At 63.5% G+C, this 15772-nt stretch carries 12 protein-coding genes; 4 read left to right on the forward strand and 8 right to left on the reverse strand.

Going from position 1 to position 15772, the window contains the following annotated elements; all coding sequences use genetic code 11:
• Positions 1 to 11: 11 nt before the first annotated feature.
• Positions 12 to 956, reverse strand: a complete 945-nt coding sequence (locus GEV37_RS11990; protein ID WP_227390500.1) for a histone deacetylase family protein — start codon at positions 954 to 956, stop codon at positions 12 to 14.
• A gap of 125 nt (positions 957 to 1081) precedes the next feature.
• On the opposite strand from GEV37_RS11990, the gene GEV37_RS11995 reads away from it, so the two are divergent.
• Positions 1082 to 3829, forward strand: a complete 2748-nt coding sequence (locus GEV37_RS11995; RefSeq protein WP_227390501.1) for a bifunctional acetate--CoA ligase family protein/GNAT family N-acetyltransferase — start codon at positions 1082 to 1084, stop codon at positions 3827 to 3829.
• 21 nt (positions 3830 to 3850) lie between these two features.
• On the opposite strand, the gene pdxH is transcribed toward GEV37_RS11995, so the two are convergent.
• The 4 genes from pdxH to GEV37_RS12015 are packed head-to-tail and all read right to left on the reverse strand — an operon-like array spanning position 3851 to position 6081.
• Complete coding sequence (pdxH, locus tag GEV37_RS12000) at positions 3851 to 4495, reverse strand: pyridoxamine 5'-phosphate oxidase (protein ID WP_227390502.1); 645 nt, start codon at positions 4493 to 4495, stop codon at positions 3851 to 3853.
• Positions 4496 to 4536: 41 nt separating this feature from the next.
• Positions 4537 to 4929, reverse strand: coding sequence for a DUF2069 domain-containing protein (locus GEV37_RS12005; RefSeq protein WP_227390503.1), 393 nt, complete (start codon positions 4927 to 4929; stop codon positions 4537 to 4539).
• Positions 4926 to 5552: an NAD(P)H:quinone oxidoreductase gene (gene wrbA, locus GEV37_RS12010; protein ID WP_227390504.1), complete on the reverse strand. Its 627-nt coding sequence runs from the start codon at positions 5550 to 5552 to the stop codon at positions 4926 to 4928. The genes GEV37_RS12005 and wrbA overlap by 4 nt, the downstream gene beginning before the upstream one ends.
• A complete protein-coding gene (locus tag GEV37_RS12015) occupies positions 5542 to 6081 on the reverse strand; it encodes a gamma-glutamylcyclotransferase family protein (RefSeq protein ID WP_227390505.1) in 540 nt (179 codons plus the stop codon). Before GEV37_RS12015 ends, wrbA begins: the two co-directional genes overlap by 11 nt.
• Before the next feature lie 101 nt (positions 6082 to 6182).
• Between GEV37_RS12015 and smrA the strand changes: the two genes are divergently transcribed.
• Positions 6183 to 6773, forward strand: coding sequence for a DNA endonuclease SmrA (smrA, locus tag GEV37_RS12020; protein WP_227390506.1), 591 nt, complete (start codon positions 6183 to 6185; stop codon positions 6771 to 6773).
• A gap of 85 nt (positions 6774 to 6858) precedes the next feature.
• Here the strand turns inward: smrA and GEV37_RS12025 are convergent, their stop codons facing one another.
• The 3 genes from GEV37_RS12025 to metH all read right to left on the reverse strand — a co-directional run bounded on the left by GEV37_RS12025 (position 6859) and on the right by metH (position 12921).
• Positions 6859 to 7392, reverse strand: coding sequence for a DUF934 domain-containing protein (locus tag GEV37_RS12025; protein ID WP_227390507.1), 534 nt, complete (start codon positions 7390 to 7392; stop codon positions 6859 to 6861).
• Positions 7382 to 9037, reverse strand: coding sequence for a nitrite/sulfite reductase (locus tag GEV37_RS12030; protein ID WP_227390508.1), 1656 nt, complete (start codon positions 9035 to 9037; stop codon positions 7382 to 7384). The genes GEV37_RS12025 and GEV37_RS12030 overlap by 11 nt, the downstream gene beginning before the upstream one ends.
• A 164-nt stretch (positions 9038 to 9201) precedes the next feature.
• On the reverse strand, positions 9202 to 12921 hold the full coding sequence (gene metH / locus GEV37_RS12035) for a methionine synthase (protein ID WP_227390509.1): 3720 nt from the start codon (positions 12919 to 12921) through the stop codon (positions 9202 to 9204).
• Between the two features lie 269 nt (positions 12922 to 13190).
• Between metH and nfuA the strand changes: the two genes are divergently transcribed.
• Both nfuA and GEV37_RS12045 read left to right on the forward strand, forming a co-directional pair.
• Positions 13191 to 13796: a Fe-S biogenesis protein NfuA gene (nfuA, locus tag GEV37_RS12040; RefSeq protein WP_227390510.1), complete on the forward strand. Its 606-nt coding sequence runs from the start codon at positions 13191 to 13193 to the stop codon at positions 13794 to 13796.
• 277 nt (positions 13797 to 14073) lie between these two features.
• Positions 14074 to 15714 carry a BCCT family transporter gene (locus tag GEV37_RS12045; protein ID WP_227390511.1) on the forward strand — a complete coding sequence of 547 codons (1641 nt, stop codon included), beginning with the start codon at positions 14074 to 14076 and terminating at the stop codon, positions 15712 to 15714.
• Positions 15715 to 15772 lie beyond the last annotated feature (58 nt).

Raw genomic sequence — 15772 nt, forward strand, 5'->3', positions numbered from 1 at the left:
TTGTCGGCGGCTCAGGCCGCCGGCGTTGCGAAAGGCAGGCCAAGCAAGGCCTTGACATGGGCCTCGCAGCCGCTGGCCAGCGACACCGGGTTGTAGCCACCCTCCAGCACCGATACCAACCGGTTCTCGGCATAGAGCGCGGCGATTTCAATCGCCAACTGCGTGACCCAGTGGTAGTCCTCGTCATCGAGGCAGAGGTCGCCCATGGGATCGTCGCGGTGGGCGTCAAAGCCGGTGGAGAGCAATACCAGATCGGGCTTGAAGGCGTGCAGGGCGGGTAGCCAGTGGCGCTCGATCGACGCTCGGAACGCCGCACCGTCGCAACCCGACTCAAGCGGCGTATTGACCACGTTGTGCCATTCGCTTCTCAGGTAGCGCCAGGGATAGAAGGGGTATTGAAAACTCGTGCAGATCAGCACGTTCGGATCGTTCTTGAAGATGTCGATGGTGCCGTTGCACTGATGAACATCGAAATCGAGGATCGCCACGCGGCGTGCACCATGCCTGGCCCGGGCGTGGGCAGCGCCCACGGCCACGTTGTTGTAGAAGCAGAATCCCATGGCCTCGGTGGCCTCGGCGTGATGTCCCGGCGGGCGCACCGCGCAGAAGACGTTGTCTGCCTGGCGTCGAAAGACCTGGTCCACCCCCTTGATCACCGCGCCGGCCGCGACCCGCGCAGCCTTGAGCGAGTCGGCATTCATCAGGGTATCACTGTCGATCGCCGCCAGGCCCTTGCTGGGTAGGCACTTCTCCAGCGCCCGGAGGTGACGCGCGGGGTGAACGCGCTCGAGCGCCTCGAAGGATGCCTCCTTCGCTTCGCCCTGCATGGTCTGCTGCAAGAGTCCGCAAAGCGACAGGCGCGCGCGTATCGCCTCGAGCCGCGCCGGGCTTTCCGGGTGCTCCGGCCCCATGTGGTGCAAGATGCAGTGGGGATGGGTAAGGTAGGCGGTGATCATGCGCTCGCTCCGTTTATCGTCAGGCTACCTTAAACGTCATGTGGGCTTGCGCGACACTGGTCATAGGTCGTAAACACATAGCTCGGTCGTACACAGAGAGTGGCACATTTTCGGGAGAGGCGTTCGTGAGCACACGTTTTTTGCACCACTTCTTCGAACCACATAGCGTGGCCGTGTTCGGTGCTTCCGAAAAGCCTGAGTCCCTGGGCGGCCTGGTGCTGCGTAACCTGCAGGAAGGCGGTTTTACCGGCACGCTCTGGGCGGTGAACCCCAAGGGGTACCGCGACGTGTTCGGCACCGCCTGCTTCAAGAGCGCAAGCGATCTGCCAGGTACGCCGGATCTGGCGGTGATCTGTACCCGGGTGGAAGGCGCACCGCGGCTGATCGGCAAATTGGGCAGAAAGGGCGTCAAGGCAGCGCTGGTACTCTCCGGCGGGGCGTATCTCGATCAAGAGCAGGGCGACGAGGGCTCGATTCGCGAGCAGATGCTCCACGCCGCCCGCGCCTCGGGCATGCGCGTGCTCGGGCCGGAGTGCATGGGCTTGATCGTGCCGGGCAGAAAGCTCAACGCCTCCTACGCCAGCCAGCCGGTCAGGCCCGGGCGAGTGGCGTACCTCGGTCAGTCCGGCATGCTCGCCAACGCCATGATCGACTGGGCCGCCGGGCGCGAGGCGGGCTTTTCCCACCTGATCACCGTGGGCGACAGCGTCGATGTATTGCTGCCGGATCTGATCGATTACGTGAACCAGTTCTCGCCGGCCCAGGCGATCCTTCTTCACCTCGAGCGGGTGATGGACGCCCAGCACTTCATGACCTCGGTGCGCGACGCTTCGCGCAACCGCCTGGTGCTGGCGATCAAGAGCGGCCGTACGCCGGCTTCGGATCTTTCCGGCATGCCGCCGACGCCCGGCATCATCAATCGCGACGTGGTGTTCGATGCCGCCTTCGCCCGGGCCGGAGTGGTGCGGGTCGACGACTCCGACGAGCTGTTCGATGCGCTGGAGACGCTCTCGCGCATGCGCCCGCTGCGCGGCGACCGGCTTGCGGTGGTCTCCAACGGGCTGGGCCCGGCGATGCTGGCCATCGACAAGCTGGTCAGCGCCGGCGGTACGCTCGCCACCTTCAGTGATGAGACGCGTGCTGCGCTCACAACGCGCCGGGTGGACATGAGCAAGCCCGGCGAGAACCCGGTGGACGTGGGCGGCAACGCCACGCCCGCCCGCTTTGTCGATGCGCTGGAGATCGTCACCGCCGACCCCGGCGTCGATGCGGTGCTGGTGGTGCACGCGCCCACGCGGCTCGCGCCCTCGGTTGAGACCGCACAGGCGCTGATCGATCAGCGCAAGCGCTTCAAGCGCAACCTGCTGACCAGCTGGATGGGGTTGAAGGAGGCCTTGAATGCGCGCGGCCTGTGCAGCGCAGCGGGCATCCCGACCTATATCTCGCCGGAGAAGGCGGTCAAGGCCTTCATGCACATGGTCGACTATCAGCGAGTGCAGGCGCTGCTCCAGGAAATTCCGCCAAGCTTGACCTTCACCACCCGCGCCGAGGATCGCGCCGAGTGCCGCGCGCTGATCGAGCGCGCACGCGCCGCCGGCCGTCAGACGTTGAACCATTCGGAAACCGCCAAGGTGCTCGAGGCCTACGGCATTCCCACCGCGCCGAGCGTCTACCTGCAGCACCCGCACGAGGCGCACGAAAACGGCGGCCATTTCGACGGTCCCAAGGCGGTCAAGGTGGTCCACGAGGGCAACTGCCGGCCCTACCGCTACCGCCGCCATCCGCACAAGCTCTCCGCCGGGCTTCTGCAGGACCTGGAAACCGCCGAGCAGGTGGAGGAGGGCATGCAGCGCCTGGGCGCCAAGGTGCAGGAGAAGTTTCCCGAGTACGCCATCAAGGAGTTCTGCCTGCAGCCCATGCAGCGCGGCAAGCACTCGATGCAGATCTGCGCCGGCATCACGCGCGACCCGGTGTTTGGGCCCCTGATCGTGTTCGGTATCGGCGGCTACAAGGTGAACGTGCTGGCGGATCGCCAGGTGGCACTGCCGCCGCTCAACATGAGCCTGGCCGCCGACGTGGTCCGGCGCACCCACGCCGCTTCGCTGATTCGCGAGCACTCGGCGGACGTGGAGCGCGATCTGGAGCGGCTTTGCCAGCTGCTGGTGAAGCTATCCCAGATGGCGTCGGATCTCACCGAGCTTCGCGGGCTCGAACTCAACCCGCTGCTTTTGAACCGTGACGGCATGCTGGCGGTGGATTTCGCCATGGACCTGGGGGCGCCGGCGCGGTTCGCGATCATGCCCTATCCGGAGGAGCTGCGTGAATGGGTGACGCTGAACAACGGCTGGCGGGTCGAAATTCGCCCGATTCGCGCCGAGGATGCGCCCTTGATCACCCGCTTTCATACCCGGCTTTCCGAGGAGAGCATCCGCTTTCGCTACTTCCACAACAAGGCAAGCCTTACCCAGCGCGACCTGTCGATGCTTTCGCACATCAACTACGACCGCCAGATGGCCTTCATCGCCGAGCACCAACACGACGACGGCAGCAAGGAGATGCTCGGCGTGGTACGGGTCTACAATGATGCCGACAACATTCGCACCGAGTTCTCGATCATCGTGCGCGATGATCTGCAAGGGTTGGGGATCGGGCGGCTGCTGATGGAGAAGATGATCGCCTACTGCAAGGGGATCGGCACCATCGAGATGATCGGCAAGATCATGATGGACAATCACCCCATGCGTGCACTGATGAAAAAGCTCGGCTTCAAGAGCCGCTACAACATGGACGAGCAGGTGATCGACGCGGTGCTGCGCCTCAACGAGCCGGACAGCGAATGGCAGCGCCACCGCCTCGAGAGCCTGGCGGACTAGCCGCCCGGCTCGTTGGCGAACTCACGGGGCGAGACGGAAGCGACTCCAGGGGCCGTCACCCTGGCGTTCGAAGCGCAGGCGATCGTGAAGCCTGCTGGGCTGGCCCTGCCAGAACTCGATCATGTCGGGCTTGATGCGATAGCCGCCCCAGTGGATCGGGCGCGGGATCTGCTGGTCGGCGTAGGCGTGCTCGAAACGGGTCTGACGCTCCTCGATCCAGTTGCGATCGGGAATCACCACGCTCTGGGTGGCGATCCAGGCGCCCAGCTGGCTGCCACGCGGGCGGCTGGCGAAGTAGGCATCCGACTCTTCGGCTGCCACCTGCTCGACCGGGCCTTCGACACGTACCTGGCGCGACAGGCCGGGCCACCAGAAGGTCGCGGCGGCGAAGGGGACGTTGCTGAGCTCACTGCCCTTGTGGCTATGGTAGTTGGTGTAGAAGGTCAGCCCCTGATCGTCGAAACCTTTCAGCAGTACCACCCGGGCGTGGGGTCGCCCTTGGCTGTCCACGGTGGCGAGCGTCATGGCATTGGCGTCCTGGCCATCGCTTTGAAGCGCAAGGTCCAGCCACTCGCCGAAGAACGCCAGCGGATCGGTCGGGGTGGTGGCCTCTTCCAGGTGGCGGCCTTCGTAGTCACGCCGAACGTCGGCAATGTTACGGGTCATGGTGCCTGCTCCCTTGTGTTGTTGACGTTAGTGTACATCACTCATGCGGTGCCGCGGATTTGCCGGGCGCGAAACCGCGCGTAGCCAAGCGAGCCTGCGAACAGCCCCAGGGCGGCCAGCACTTCGAGCGCGCCGCGCAGCATCTGACCCGTGGCAGAGGCGAACATCACGCCCTGGGCCACGTACAGAAGGCTCACGAAGGCGAGCCAGGCGTGACCACGAGGACGCTGGGCGATGATCGACGGCAAAAACAAAATCAACGGCAGAACGAAAGCGAGTACCGGACGCCACTGATACTCGTCGCCCTGGACCATGAAGCCGCGAAACATCACCAGCGCCAGCAGCACCACGAAGCTTGCCAGTACCAGCCGGCGCGTCGTGTGCGTCAGGGCATCGACGCCATGGCGACGCTCGAAGTCGTCGAGCCACCTCATGTACGCTTCTCGGCGCGCATCGCGTGAAGCGCGAGCGAAAGCCGGGCCAGGCGCTGGCCCTGGGCCACGCACAGGGCGCGCTCGTGCTCGTCCACCGAGCGGTCGGCGCGGGCCCCGGCCACGTGGCTGGCTCCATAGGGGGTGCCACCGGAGCGGGTCTCGATCAGCTCGGTTTCGCTGTAGGGAATGCCCGCGTAGACCATGCCGTGGTGTAAGAGCGGCACCAGCATGGTCAGAAGCGTGCTCTCCTGGCCGCCGTGCAGGCTCGACGACGAGGTGAAGCAGGTGGCGGGCTTGTCGATCAGCGCGCCGTTCATCCAGAGCCCGCTGGTGGTGTCGAGAAAGTACTTGAGAGGTGCGGCGATGTTGCCGAAACGCGTGGGGCTGCCCAGCGCCAGGCCCGCACAGTGGCGTAGATCGTCGTGGTCGGCGTAGATCGCACCTTCCTCGGGAATCTCGCTCTCCACCGCCTCGCAGGTGGGCGACACCGCCGGTACGGTGCGCAGCCGGGCCTCGATGCCCGCCACGCGCTCGACCCCCGCCGCCACCTGGCGTGCCATCTCCCGCGTCGCCCCGGAGCGCGAATAGTAGAGAACCAGAATGTAGGGCGTGTCATGACTCATGGCGTATCCTCGAAACGGGGCTTGCAACGATGGGGCGCGCCGTGTCGGCGGCCAGCTGTGAGTATCCTATCAGAGCTTGGCGGCTCGGCGCAGTCGCGGTGTGGGTATGCGGCTCGGCCAGACGCCGATAGACCCAGGCCTGCTCGCCGTCTGCAAGAGTCAACTCTTCGCGCCGGTAACGCACGCCCAAACGCTCGTAACGGTCGAGCCGGGCAAGCTCCTGCGGGGTCACCTGCAGCACAAGTCCCGATACCGTGGCAGCTTCGTCCCGGGTCAGGTCAAGCCCTTCGCGGCGAAAGCCGGCCAGCGACGCCGTCTCGGGGTCGCCGCCGGCCCGCATCACCACCCAGCGCACCGGCGCGACGGTCAGCGTCCCGTAGACGAAGACCTGATGGGAGCGCTGCTCGATGGGCTCAAGATGCGCCGGGCGCTCGTAGAACCAGGGGCTGAGCATGGTCAGCCAGAGCCATGCGGCTGCCGCTCCAAGCAACAGGGCAAGGGCGAGCAACGTCCGTTTCACCACGATCATGTTCTATCCTTGTAAAAGAAAGCCGGCCGGCGCCAGGAAGTCTTAAGCCGGGCGCCCGGGTTTGCTAGGATACATAACGCACCCCATCGAAGGAGCCCGCTATGAACCAGCCACTTCGCGATGACATGGATTTTCGCGCGTTTGTCGGTGATGTGAAACCACTGGCAAAGCGTAATCGGGCGGAAACCAGGACAGGGCATGCGCGCCCGACGGAGGCGCAGCTGGCACGCCGCGAGCATGCTCAGGAGGTGCTCGGCGCCAGCAACTTTCTTTCCGACGATTTCGTCGACCTGCTGGCCCCGCTCGATCCCATCGAGTACCGGCGCGAGGGCATTCAGCAAGGGGTGGTCGACAAGCTGCGTCACGGCGGCTACAGCGTGCAGGCCCAGCTGCACCTTCTGCGCCGCCCGCTCGACGAGTGTCGGCGCATGCTGTTTCCCTTCATTCAGGAGGCCTACGCGCACGATCTGCGCTCGGTGATGATCGTCCACGGGCGGGGGCGCGAACTCGAGAGCCCGGCCAACGTCCTGCGCTCTTACTTGGCCAAGTGGCTCGCCCAGTTCGACGAGGTGCAGGCCTACGTGTCGGCGCAGCCCTCGGAAGGCGGCATGAGCGCCACCTGGGTGATGCTCAGAAAGAGCGAACGCGCCAAGACTAACAACCGCGAGCGCCAGCAAAAGCGTCGCGGCTGATTTACTTTGAACGCCGTCACGGAAGATCGACGCAAAAGGGCGGCCCGAAGGCCGCCCTTTGCATGAGCGCTGATTCGATTGCGTTTCAGTGCGTCTGTACCAGGCGCCGCTCGAACAGCGCCGAGCGCTGGTGGACGTCACTCTGGTAGCTCACGCTGAAGGCGCTCAAGGCGCGCAGGGCATCCGCCGGGTCCTGATCGTCGCGCAGGGCCATGGCGTCGAAGCCGCAGCGACGCATGTAGTCGAGCTGGTCGACCAGCACGTCGCCCACGGCGCGAAGTTCGCCCTTATAGCCATAGCGCTCGCGCAGAAGTCGCGCCAGGCTGTAGCCACGCCCGTCGGTGAAGGCGGGGAAATCGATGGCGACCGCCTTGGCCCGCGCAAGCTCTTCGCCAAGTGCGGCAGTGAGCTCGGTGTCGCTGGTCAGAAGCGGGGCGAGCTCGTCGTCATCGGCGTGCTCGCGCCACAGCGCCAGCGGCACGAAGGCCGGCAGCTGTTCGGGCAGGGCGCTCTCGTCGAAAGAGACGCACCAGGCGTTTTCCATGGCGAGTTCGCCATCGACGATCAGGTGATCGACGTGAACCGGCGCAGGCGCGCTCTCTTGGACTTCAGTGGGCATAGACGCGCTCCTTGAAGGGTTTCAGGCCGATGCGGCGATAGGTGTCGAGAAAACGCTCGTCCTCGTGGCGCTCGGCGACATAGACCTCTAGTACCTTCTCGACCACGCCGGGCACGTCCTCGCGGAAGAACGACGGGCCGAGGATCTTGCCAAGCGAGGTGTCGTCGGTGGCGTTGCCACCGATCGAGATCTGGTAGTACTCCTCGCCCTTCTTGTCGACGCCGAGAATACCGATGTGGCCGACATGGTGGTGGCCGCAGGCATTCATGCAGCCGGAGATGTTGAGATCGATCGGCCCCAGGTCGTACAGGAAGTCGAGATCCTCGAAGCGCTCCTGCAGTGACTGGGCGATCGGGATCGACACCGCGTTGGCGAGGCTGCAGTAGTCGCCGCCGGGGCAGCAGATGATGTCGTTGAGCGTGCCCACGGTGGGGTTGGCCATGCCGAGCGCCTCGAGCTTCTGCCAGAGCGCTTCGATCTCGTCGACCGGCACGTCGGACAGCACCAGGTTCTGCTCGTGGGTGACGCGGATTTCACCGAACCCGTAGCGGTCAGCGAGATCCGCCACCGCGTCCATCTGGTCGGCGGTGACGTCGCCCGGGGCGTGCTCGCGACGCTTGAGCGACAGTGTCACCGCCTTGTAGCCCGGTACCTTGTGATCGGTGACGTTGTTGGTGACGAAGCGCGCGAACGCCCGGTTCTCCTGGCGCAGCGCCTCGAACGCGTCGATCGCGCCATCGGCGACCGGTCGACGTTCGGGCTCGGGGAAATGACGTTTGGCGTCATCCACCGCGGCTTGGGTCAAGGTCTGCGGGCCATCCTTCAGGTGCGCCCACTCCTCGTCGACGCGACGGCGATACTCCTCGACGCCCAGCGCCTTGACCAGAATCTTGATGCGCGCCTTGAACTTGTTGTCCCGGCGGCCGAACTGGTTGTAGACCCGAACGCAGGCCTCGAGGTAAGTGAGCAGGTGCTGCCAGGGCAAGTCCTCGCGCACGGTTTCGGCGATCATCGGCGTACGACCCAGGCCACCGCCGGCGAGTACTTTCACGCGCAGCTCGCCTTCGTCGTTGCGCCACAGGCGCAGGCCAATATCATGGACCTGGATCGCCGCGCGGTCGTGAGCCGCGCCGCTCACCGCGATCTTGAACTTGCGCGGCAGGTAGGCGAATTCCGGGTGCAGGGTGGACCACTGTCGAATCAGCTCGCACCAGGGGCGCGGGTCTTCCACTTCGTCGTTGGCGATGCCGGCGAACTGGTCGCTGGTGGTATTGCGGATGCAGTTACCGCTGGTCTGGATGGCGTGCATCTGCACCTTGGCGAGCTCAGCGAGGATGTCCGGCACGTCCTCGAGCGCCGGCCAGTTGAGCTGCAGGTTCTGGCGCGTGGTGAAGTGACTATAGCCGCGATCATAGCGGCGCGTGATCTCGGCCAAGGCCTTCAGCTGATGGCCGGCCAGCATGCCGTAGGGGATGGCGATACGAAGCATCGGCGCATGACGCTGGATATACAGGCCGTTTTGCAGGCGCAGCGGGCGAAACTCCTCTTCACCGAGCTTGCCGGCCTGGTAACGTTCCATCTGATCGCGGAACTGAGCTACCCGCTCGTCGACGAGCGTTTGGTCGTGAATATCATAACGGTACATGTGCACGGTCCTGCATAGCGAAATGGTCACGTCGAGACGGACGGTAATTTGCCGTCACCTTAACGCATATCTGCATATTCTATGAAAGAATATATAATTATCTTTTTATCGTTAAAAGCTATTTGACGGTTTTGGGCGCCGGCGGTCTGGACGGCGTCATCCTGTCATCCGGCGGCTCGATCCTGGTTCTGGCCGGGCTCGTAGGAGAGCACCGGCGAGAGCCAGCGCTCCATTTCCTCGAGGTGCATTCCTTTACGCGTCGCCAGCGCCTCGACCTGGTCGCGGGTAATCTTGCCGGTCGAGAAGTACTTCGACTGCGGATGAGCGAAATACCAGCCGGATACCGCCGCCGCCGGCCACATGGCGAAGTTCTCGGTCAGCTCCAGACCGGTGTTGTCCGGGGCGTTCAAGAGCCTGAAGAGTGTGGCCTTCTCGGTGTGGTCCGGGCAGGCGGGGTAGCCCGGCGCCGGGCGGATGCCCTGGTACTTCTCGGCGATCAGCGCGTCGTTGTCGAGCGTCTCGTCCGCGGCGTAGCCCCAGAACTCCTTGCGCACCCGCTCGTGGATGCGCTCGGCGAAGGCTTCGGCCAGGCGGTCGGTGAGCGCCTGCACCATGATCGCGCTGTAGTCGTCACCGGCTTTCTCGTATGCTTTGGAAAGCTCGTCCACACCGTGGCCGGTGGTGACCGCGAAGCCGCCGATCCAGTCGGCTTTGCCGGTCTCCTTGGGGGCGATGAAGTCCGCAAGGCTGTAACAGAGCCCGTCGCGGCCCTTGGTGGTCTGCTGGCGAATATGGTGGAGCCGTTCGACGACCTCGGTGCGGCTTTCATCCCTGTAGACCTCGATCACGTCATCGTCGACGGTGTTGGCCGGCCACAGCCCGATCACGCCTCGGGCATGGATATGGCTCTCGGCAAGGAGCTTCTCGAGCATCACCTGGGCGTCGTCGAACAAGTTGCGCGCGGCCTCGCCGACGACCTCATCGTCGAGAATCTTCGGGTACTTGCCGGCGAGCTGCCAGCTCATGAAGAACGGCGTCCAGTCGATGCGCTCGACAAGCTCGCGCAGATCGTAGTTCTCGAATACGGTGATGCCGGGCTGCAAGGGGGCGACGGGCGTGACCTCGTTCCAGTCGGTCTTGAAGCGGCGCTTGCGCGCCTGGGTATAGTCGAGATCCGCCGCTTTCGGCCGGCGTTTGGCGTTGCGCTCGCGTACCACCTCGTACTCCTCGCGAATGCCCTGGACGTACTCGGCCTTAAGACTCGGGGTGAGAAGCTTGCCGGCCACGCCCACCGCGCGGGAGGCATCGGTGACGTAGATTACCGGGTGTTCGTACTGTGGCTCGATCTTCACCGCGGTGTGCGCCTTCGAGGTGGTGGCCCCGCCGATCAGCAGCGGCAGGTCCATGCCACGGCGCTGCATCTCCTTGGCCACGTGAACCATTTCGTCGAGCGACGGTGTAATCAATCCGGAAAGGCCAATGATATCGGCATTATGCTCTTCGGCGGCCTTGAGGATCTTCTCGGCGGGCACCATCACGCCCAGGTCGATCACCTCGTAGTTGTTGCACTGAAGCACCACGCCGACGATGTTCTTGCCGATGTCGTGGACATCGCCCTTCACCGTGGCCATGACGATCTTGCCCTTGGCCTGGGTGTCTTCGCTCTTTTCCGCCTCGATGTAGGGGATCAGATACGCCACCGCCTGCTTCATCACCCGAGCGGATTTGACCACCTGGGGCAGGAACATCTTGCCGGCGCCGAACAGATCGCCCACCACGTTCATGCCGTCCATGAGCGGGCCTTCGATCACCTCGATGGGGCGCTCGGCCCGGGCACGGGCCTCTTCAGTGTCCGCCTCGATGTGGGCGGTGATGCCCTTGACCAGCGCGTGCTCGATGCGCTTGTTCACCGGCAGGCTGCGCCACTTCAGGTCCTCCTTCTTCGGGCCGCTGCTGCCATCGCCCTTGTACTCGTCGGCGATGTCCAGAAGGCGCTCGGTGGCATCCGCACGGCGGTTGAGCACCACGTCCTCGACGGCGTCGCGAAGCTTGGCCGGCAGATCGTCGTAGACGGCAAGCTGGCCGGCGTTGACGATGCCCATGGAGAGGCCATTCTTGATCGCATGATAGAGAAAGACCGAGTGGATCGCCTCGCGCACCGGGTTGTTGCCGCGAAACGAGAACGATACGTTGGAGACGCCGCCGGAGATCATGGCGTGAGGCAGGTTCTCGCGAATGAAACGGCACGCCTCGATGAAGTCGACCGCGTAGTTGTTGTGCTCCTCGATGCCGGTGGCGATGGCGAAGATGTTGGGGTCGAAGATGATGTCCTCGGCAGGAAAGCCGATCTCGTCGACCAGCAGGCGGTAGGCCCGCTCGCAGATCTCGCTCTTGCGAGCGAAGGTGTCCGCCTGACCCTCCTCGTCGAAGGCCATGACCACGATGGCGGCGCCATAGCGCATGCACTTGGTCGCCTGCTCGCGGAAGATGGCTTCACCCTCCTTGAGCGAGATCGAGTTGACCACCGCCTTGCCCTGCACGCACTTGAGCCCGGTCTCGATGATCTCCCACTTGGAGGAGTCGATCATGATCGGCACCCGGGCGATGTCCGGCTCGCCGGCGATCAGGTTCAGAAAGCGCTCCATGGCCTCGCGGGACTCGAGCATTCCCTCGTCCATGTTGATGTCGATCACCTGGGCGCCGTTTTCCACCTGCTCCAGCGCCACCTCGAGCGCGGTGGTGAAGTCCTCCTCGACGATCAGGCGCTTGAAGCGCGCCGAGCCCGTGACGTTGGTACGCTCGCCGACGTTGACGAACAGCGAGTCCGCCTCGATGTTGAACGGCTCGAGCCCGGAAAGTCGGCACGCCTTGGAGCGTTCGGGGATGATGCGCGGCGCGACATGGCGCACCTTTTCCGCAATGGCGCGAATGTGTTCCGGCGTCGAGCCACAGCAGCCGCCGATAATGTTGACCAGCCCGCTACTGGCGAACTCGCCGACGATCGCCGCCATCTCTTCCGGGGTCTGGTCGTACTCGCCGAACTCGTTGGGCAGGCCTGCGTTGGGGTGGGCGGAGACGAAGGTGTCCGCTTTGCTCGAGAGCTCCTCGAGGTAGGGGCGCAGCTCCTCGGCGCCGAGGGCGCAGTTGAGGCCGACGGACAAGGGCTTGGCGTGGCGCACCGAGTTCCAGAACGCCTCGGTGGTCTGGCCCGAGAGCGTGCGGCCCGAGGCGTCGGTGATGGTGCCGGAGATCATCACCGGCAGACGCGCTCCGAGATCCTCGAACAGCACTTCGAGTGCGTAGATCGCCGCCTTGGCGTTGAGCGTGTCGAAGATCGTCTCGATCATGATCAGGTCGCTGCCGCCCTCGATCAGCGCGGCGGCGGCCTCGTAATAGTTTTCATACAGCGCATCGAAGGTAACGTTGCGCTTGGCCGGGTCGTTGACGTCCGGCGAGAGCGAGGCGGTGCGCGAGGTCGGGCCAAGCACGCCTGCTACGAAGCGCGGCACGCCGGTCTCTTTGGCCACTTCGTCGCACACCCGGCGAGCCAAGCGTGCGGATTCTCGGTTGAGCTCGACGACCAGCGCCTCCATGCCGTAGTCGGCCTGGGAGAGGCGGGTGCTGTTGAAGGTATTGGTCTCGATGATGTCCGCGCCGGCCATCAGGTAGTCGCGGTGGATGCGGGCCACGAGTTCCGGGCAGGTCAGCGCCAGCAGGTCGTTGTTGCCTTTCAAATCCGACGGCCAGTCGTGAAAGCGCTCGCCACGGAACTCCTCCTCGCCCAGCCCGGCTTCTTGCAGCATGGTGCCCATGCCGCCATCCAGAATCAGGATCTGCCGCGTGAGGCGGTGGGTAAGCGATGCAGTCGTTTCACGTAAAGCCATGGCGAGGGGGAGCTCCAGCAACACAGTCGGATATGTCTGCGCGACGATCCACGCAAGCGGCGCACAGCATATCAAAGGGCGCGTGGCGGGGCAGCATCGCAAGCGCCCGACATCATGCCCGTTTGGACTTTACTTAGATGCGCGCCAGGCCTGGAACGAATAGTTTACTAAAATGGTCGGGATTGTGTCGGCCCGCGGTTTTGCTTACCATAAGCCGCAAATGACATGTGAGGCGGCCGTGCCGCTACCACAGAAGGAGTAGACCGCTCATGACCACGACTATCGAAGCGCCCGGCATCGACATCACCGACAGCGCCCAAGGCTATCTCGCGGAGCTTCTGGAAAAGCAGAACGTTGAAGGTATCGCGGTGCGCATCTTCATTACCCAGCCCGGCACCCCCTACGCGGAAACTTGCCTGGCCTACTGCCGCCCGGGCGAAGAAGAGCCCACGGACGTGCTGCTCGAGCTCGACAAGATCAACGTCTACCTGGACAAGAACAGCCTGGCGTTTCTAGAGGAAGCGGTCGTCGACTTCAACGCCGATCGCATGGGGGGGCAGCTCACCATCAAGGCGCCCAATGCCAAGATGCCCAAGGTGAATGCGGATAGCCCTCTGGAAGATCGCATCAACTACATTCTCTACAGCGAGATCAACCCGGGCCTGGCGGCTCACGGGGGCGAGATCAAGCTCGTCGAGCTGACCGAGCAGAAAGTGGCGATCCTGGCCTTCGGCGGCGGTTGCCAGGGGTGCGCGGCGGTCGATCTCACGCTCAAGGATGGCGTCGAGAAGACGTTGATCGAGCGTATTCCGGAGCTTGCCGGCATTCGCGACGTTACCGACCATACCGATACTACCAACGCCTATTATCGTTGATCCCGCACGTTCTACTTTCGAAAAGCGCTCTGCTCCGGCAGGGCGCTTTTTTTGGTTCAGCTTTTGCTCCGACGTTGGCAATGAAAACGTTTAAACCCGATCTCAACGCTTTACATTTGTACAACAATTGTCAAAAAAGGGTTTATGCTCTATTTCATATTCATTGCTTGGGGCGATGCAGCAAAGGCCGTCGTTTCCATGGGTCCTACCAACGCTGAATCATACTAAAACTGAGTCGTATCAAGACAAGGGAGCCACGACCATCAATAAGCCTTCGATGTTTTCCAATATTCACAAACCGATCTTCTTCGGTTCGCTCGGGCTTCTGCTACTGGTTACCCTTCCGCTGATCTTGTTTCCTGACATGGGACGCGTCTGGGTCATGGCGGCCCAAGGGTTCGTGTCGCAGAACTTCGGCATGCTGTATCTGGGTATGGGCGTCGCCTCGCTCGGCTTCATGATCTACATCGTGTTCAGCGATATCGGTCAGATCAAGCTCGGCGACGTGGATAGCGAACCGGAGTTTTCACTGCTTTCCTGGGGAGCAATGCTGTTCGCCGCCGGGATCGGTGGCGCAGTGGTGTTCTGGGGCATGGTCGAGTGGATGTACTACCTGCAGGATCCGCCGTTCCATCTCGAGCCGTTTTCCGAAGAGGCCACCGCCTGGGCGGCGACCTACGGCATGTTCCACTGGGGGCCGATCGCCTGGTCGATCTACCTGGTGCCGGCACTGCCGATGGCTTACTTTCTGCACGTACGCAAACATCGCGTGTTGCGCATCAGCGAGGCGATCCGCCCGGTGCTGGGCGAGAAGCTCGCCAGGAGTTGGCTGGGCGACATCATCAATGTCTTGTTCATCTTCGGCATGCTGGGTGGCGGGGCAACGTCTCTCGGCATCCTGGTGCCGCTGATCAACGAGGGGTTGGGCAACCTGTTCGGCTTCACCCCCAATACCGCCAGTCAGCTCGCGGTGCTCGGCGGCACCACGGCGCTGTTCGCGATCAGCGCCTGGCGAGGACTCAAGGGCGGAATCGAGGTTCTCTCCGATATCAACATGTGGCTCGGGTTGGCGGTGCTGGCGTTCATCCTGGTAATGGGGCCGACGGTCTTCATTCTGGATACGGGCCTTAACTCTATCGGCCTGATGCTGAGCAACCTTGTCCGCATGGCGACCTGGACCGAGCCCTTTGGCTCCCTGGGCGATTTCCGGGATACCGGTTTCACCGAGTCCTGGACGATCTTCTACTGGGCCTGGTGGCTGGTATTCGCGCCGACGGTAGGGCTTTTCATCGCGCGTATCTCCAAGGGGCGGCGGATCAAGACCATGGTGGCCGGGGCGATGTTCTTCGGCTCGCTCGGCTGCGCGCTCTTCTTCATCATCCTGGGCAACTACGGGCTGTATCTTCAGCTCAGCGGCGCCCTCGACGTCATCGCCATCATGAACGAAAGCTCCGCCAACGCCGCCTTCTACGCGGTGCTGGGCGAGCTGCCGCTGACCTGGCTGGTGACTCTTGCCGTAGTCGTGCTGCTGTCGATCTTCACCGCGACCACCTTCGACTCCATCGCCTACATTCTCTCCTCGGCGGCGGAGAAGAACCTCGAGGAAGAGCCCGGGAAATTCCACCGCCTGTTCTGGGCATTCACGTTATCGCTTCTGCCCATGTCGCTGCTGTTTCTAGGTGGGCTCGAGACGCTGCAGACCGCGAGCATTGTCAGCGGCGTACCGCTACTACTGATCGCGGTACTTCTGATGATGTCGATGGTGCGCGCGGCCAAGTACGATCTGCGCTACCAGCCGGACTACTCGGAGCCTGAGATCAACATCGAGGAGTTTCCGGAAAACGACCCCTGGAGCGAGGACGGTACCTGGGAGCTTCCCGACGAGTCGGGGAGTGAGCCGCCCAAGCCTCTGAGCTGATCATCAACGCAAAACCGCCTCTCGAGAGGCGGTTTTTTTCATGACGGCATAAAGGCTT

This window comes from Vreelandella malpeensis (genome assembly GCF_020622355.1).
Taxonomy (GTDB): domain Bacteria; phylum Pseudomonadota; class Gammaproteobacteria; order Pseudomonadales; family Halomonadaceae; genus Vreelandella; species Vreelandella malpeensis.

Bases quoted from the DNA above. Each gene is read 5' to 3' on its own strand.
- nfuA (WP_227390510.1), top strand. From the start codon at position 13,191: ATGACCACGACTATCGAAGCGCCCGGCATCGACATCACCGACAGCGCC.
- metH (WP_227390509.1), bottom strand. From the start codon at position 12,921: ATGGCTTTACGTGAAACGACTGCATCGCTTACCCACCGCCTCACGCGG.
- wrbA (WP_227390504.1), bottom strand. From the start codon at position 5,552: ATGAGTCATGACACGCCCTACATTCTGGTTCTCTACTATTCGCGCTCC.
- GEV37_RS12005 (WP_227390503.1), bottom strand. From the start codon at position 4,929: ATGAGGTGGCTCGACGACTTCGAGCGTCGCCATGGCGTCGATGCCCTG.
- GEV37_RS11990 (WP_227390500.1), bottom strand. From the start codon at position 956: ATGATCACCGCCTACCTTACCCATCCCCACTGCATCTTGCACCACATG.
- smrA (WP_227390506.1), top strand. From the start codon at position 6,183: ATGAACCAGCCACTTCGCGATGACATGGATTTTCGCGCGTTTGTCGGT.
- GEV37_RS12015 (WP_227390505.1), bottom strand. From the start codon at position 6,081: ATGATCGTGGTGAAACGGACGTTGCTCGCCCTTGCCCTGTTGCTTGGA.
- GEV37_RS12045 (WP_227390511.1), top strand. From the start codon at position 14,074: ATGTTTTCCAATATTCACAAACCGATCTTCTTCGGTTCGCTCGGGCTT.
- GEV37_RS12025 (WP_227390507.1), bottom strand. From the start codon at position 7,392: ATGCCCACTGAAGTCCAAGAGAGCGCGCCTGCGCCGGTTCACGTCGAT.
- pdxH (WP_227390502.1), bottom strand. From the start codon at position 4,495: ATGACCCGTAACATTGCCGACGTTCGGCGTGACTACGAAGGCCGCCAC.
- GEV37_RS12030 (WP_227390508.1), bottom strand. From the start codon at position 9,037: ATGTACCGTTATGATATTCACGACCAAACGCTCGTCGACGAGCGGGTA.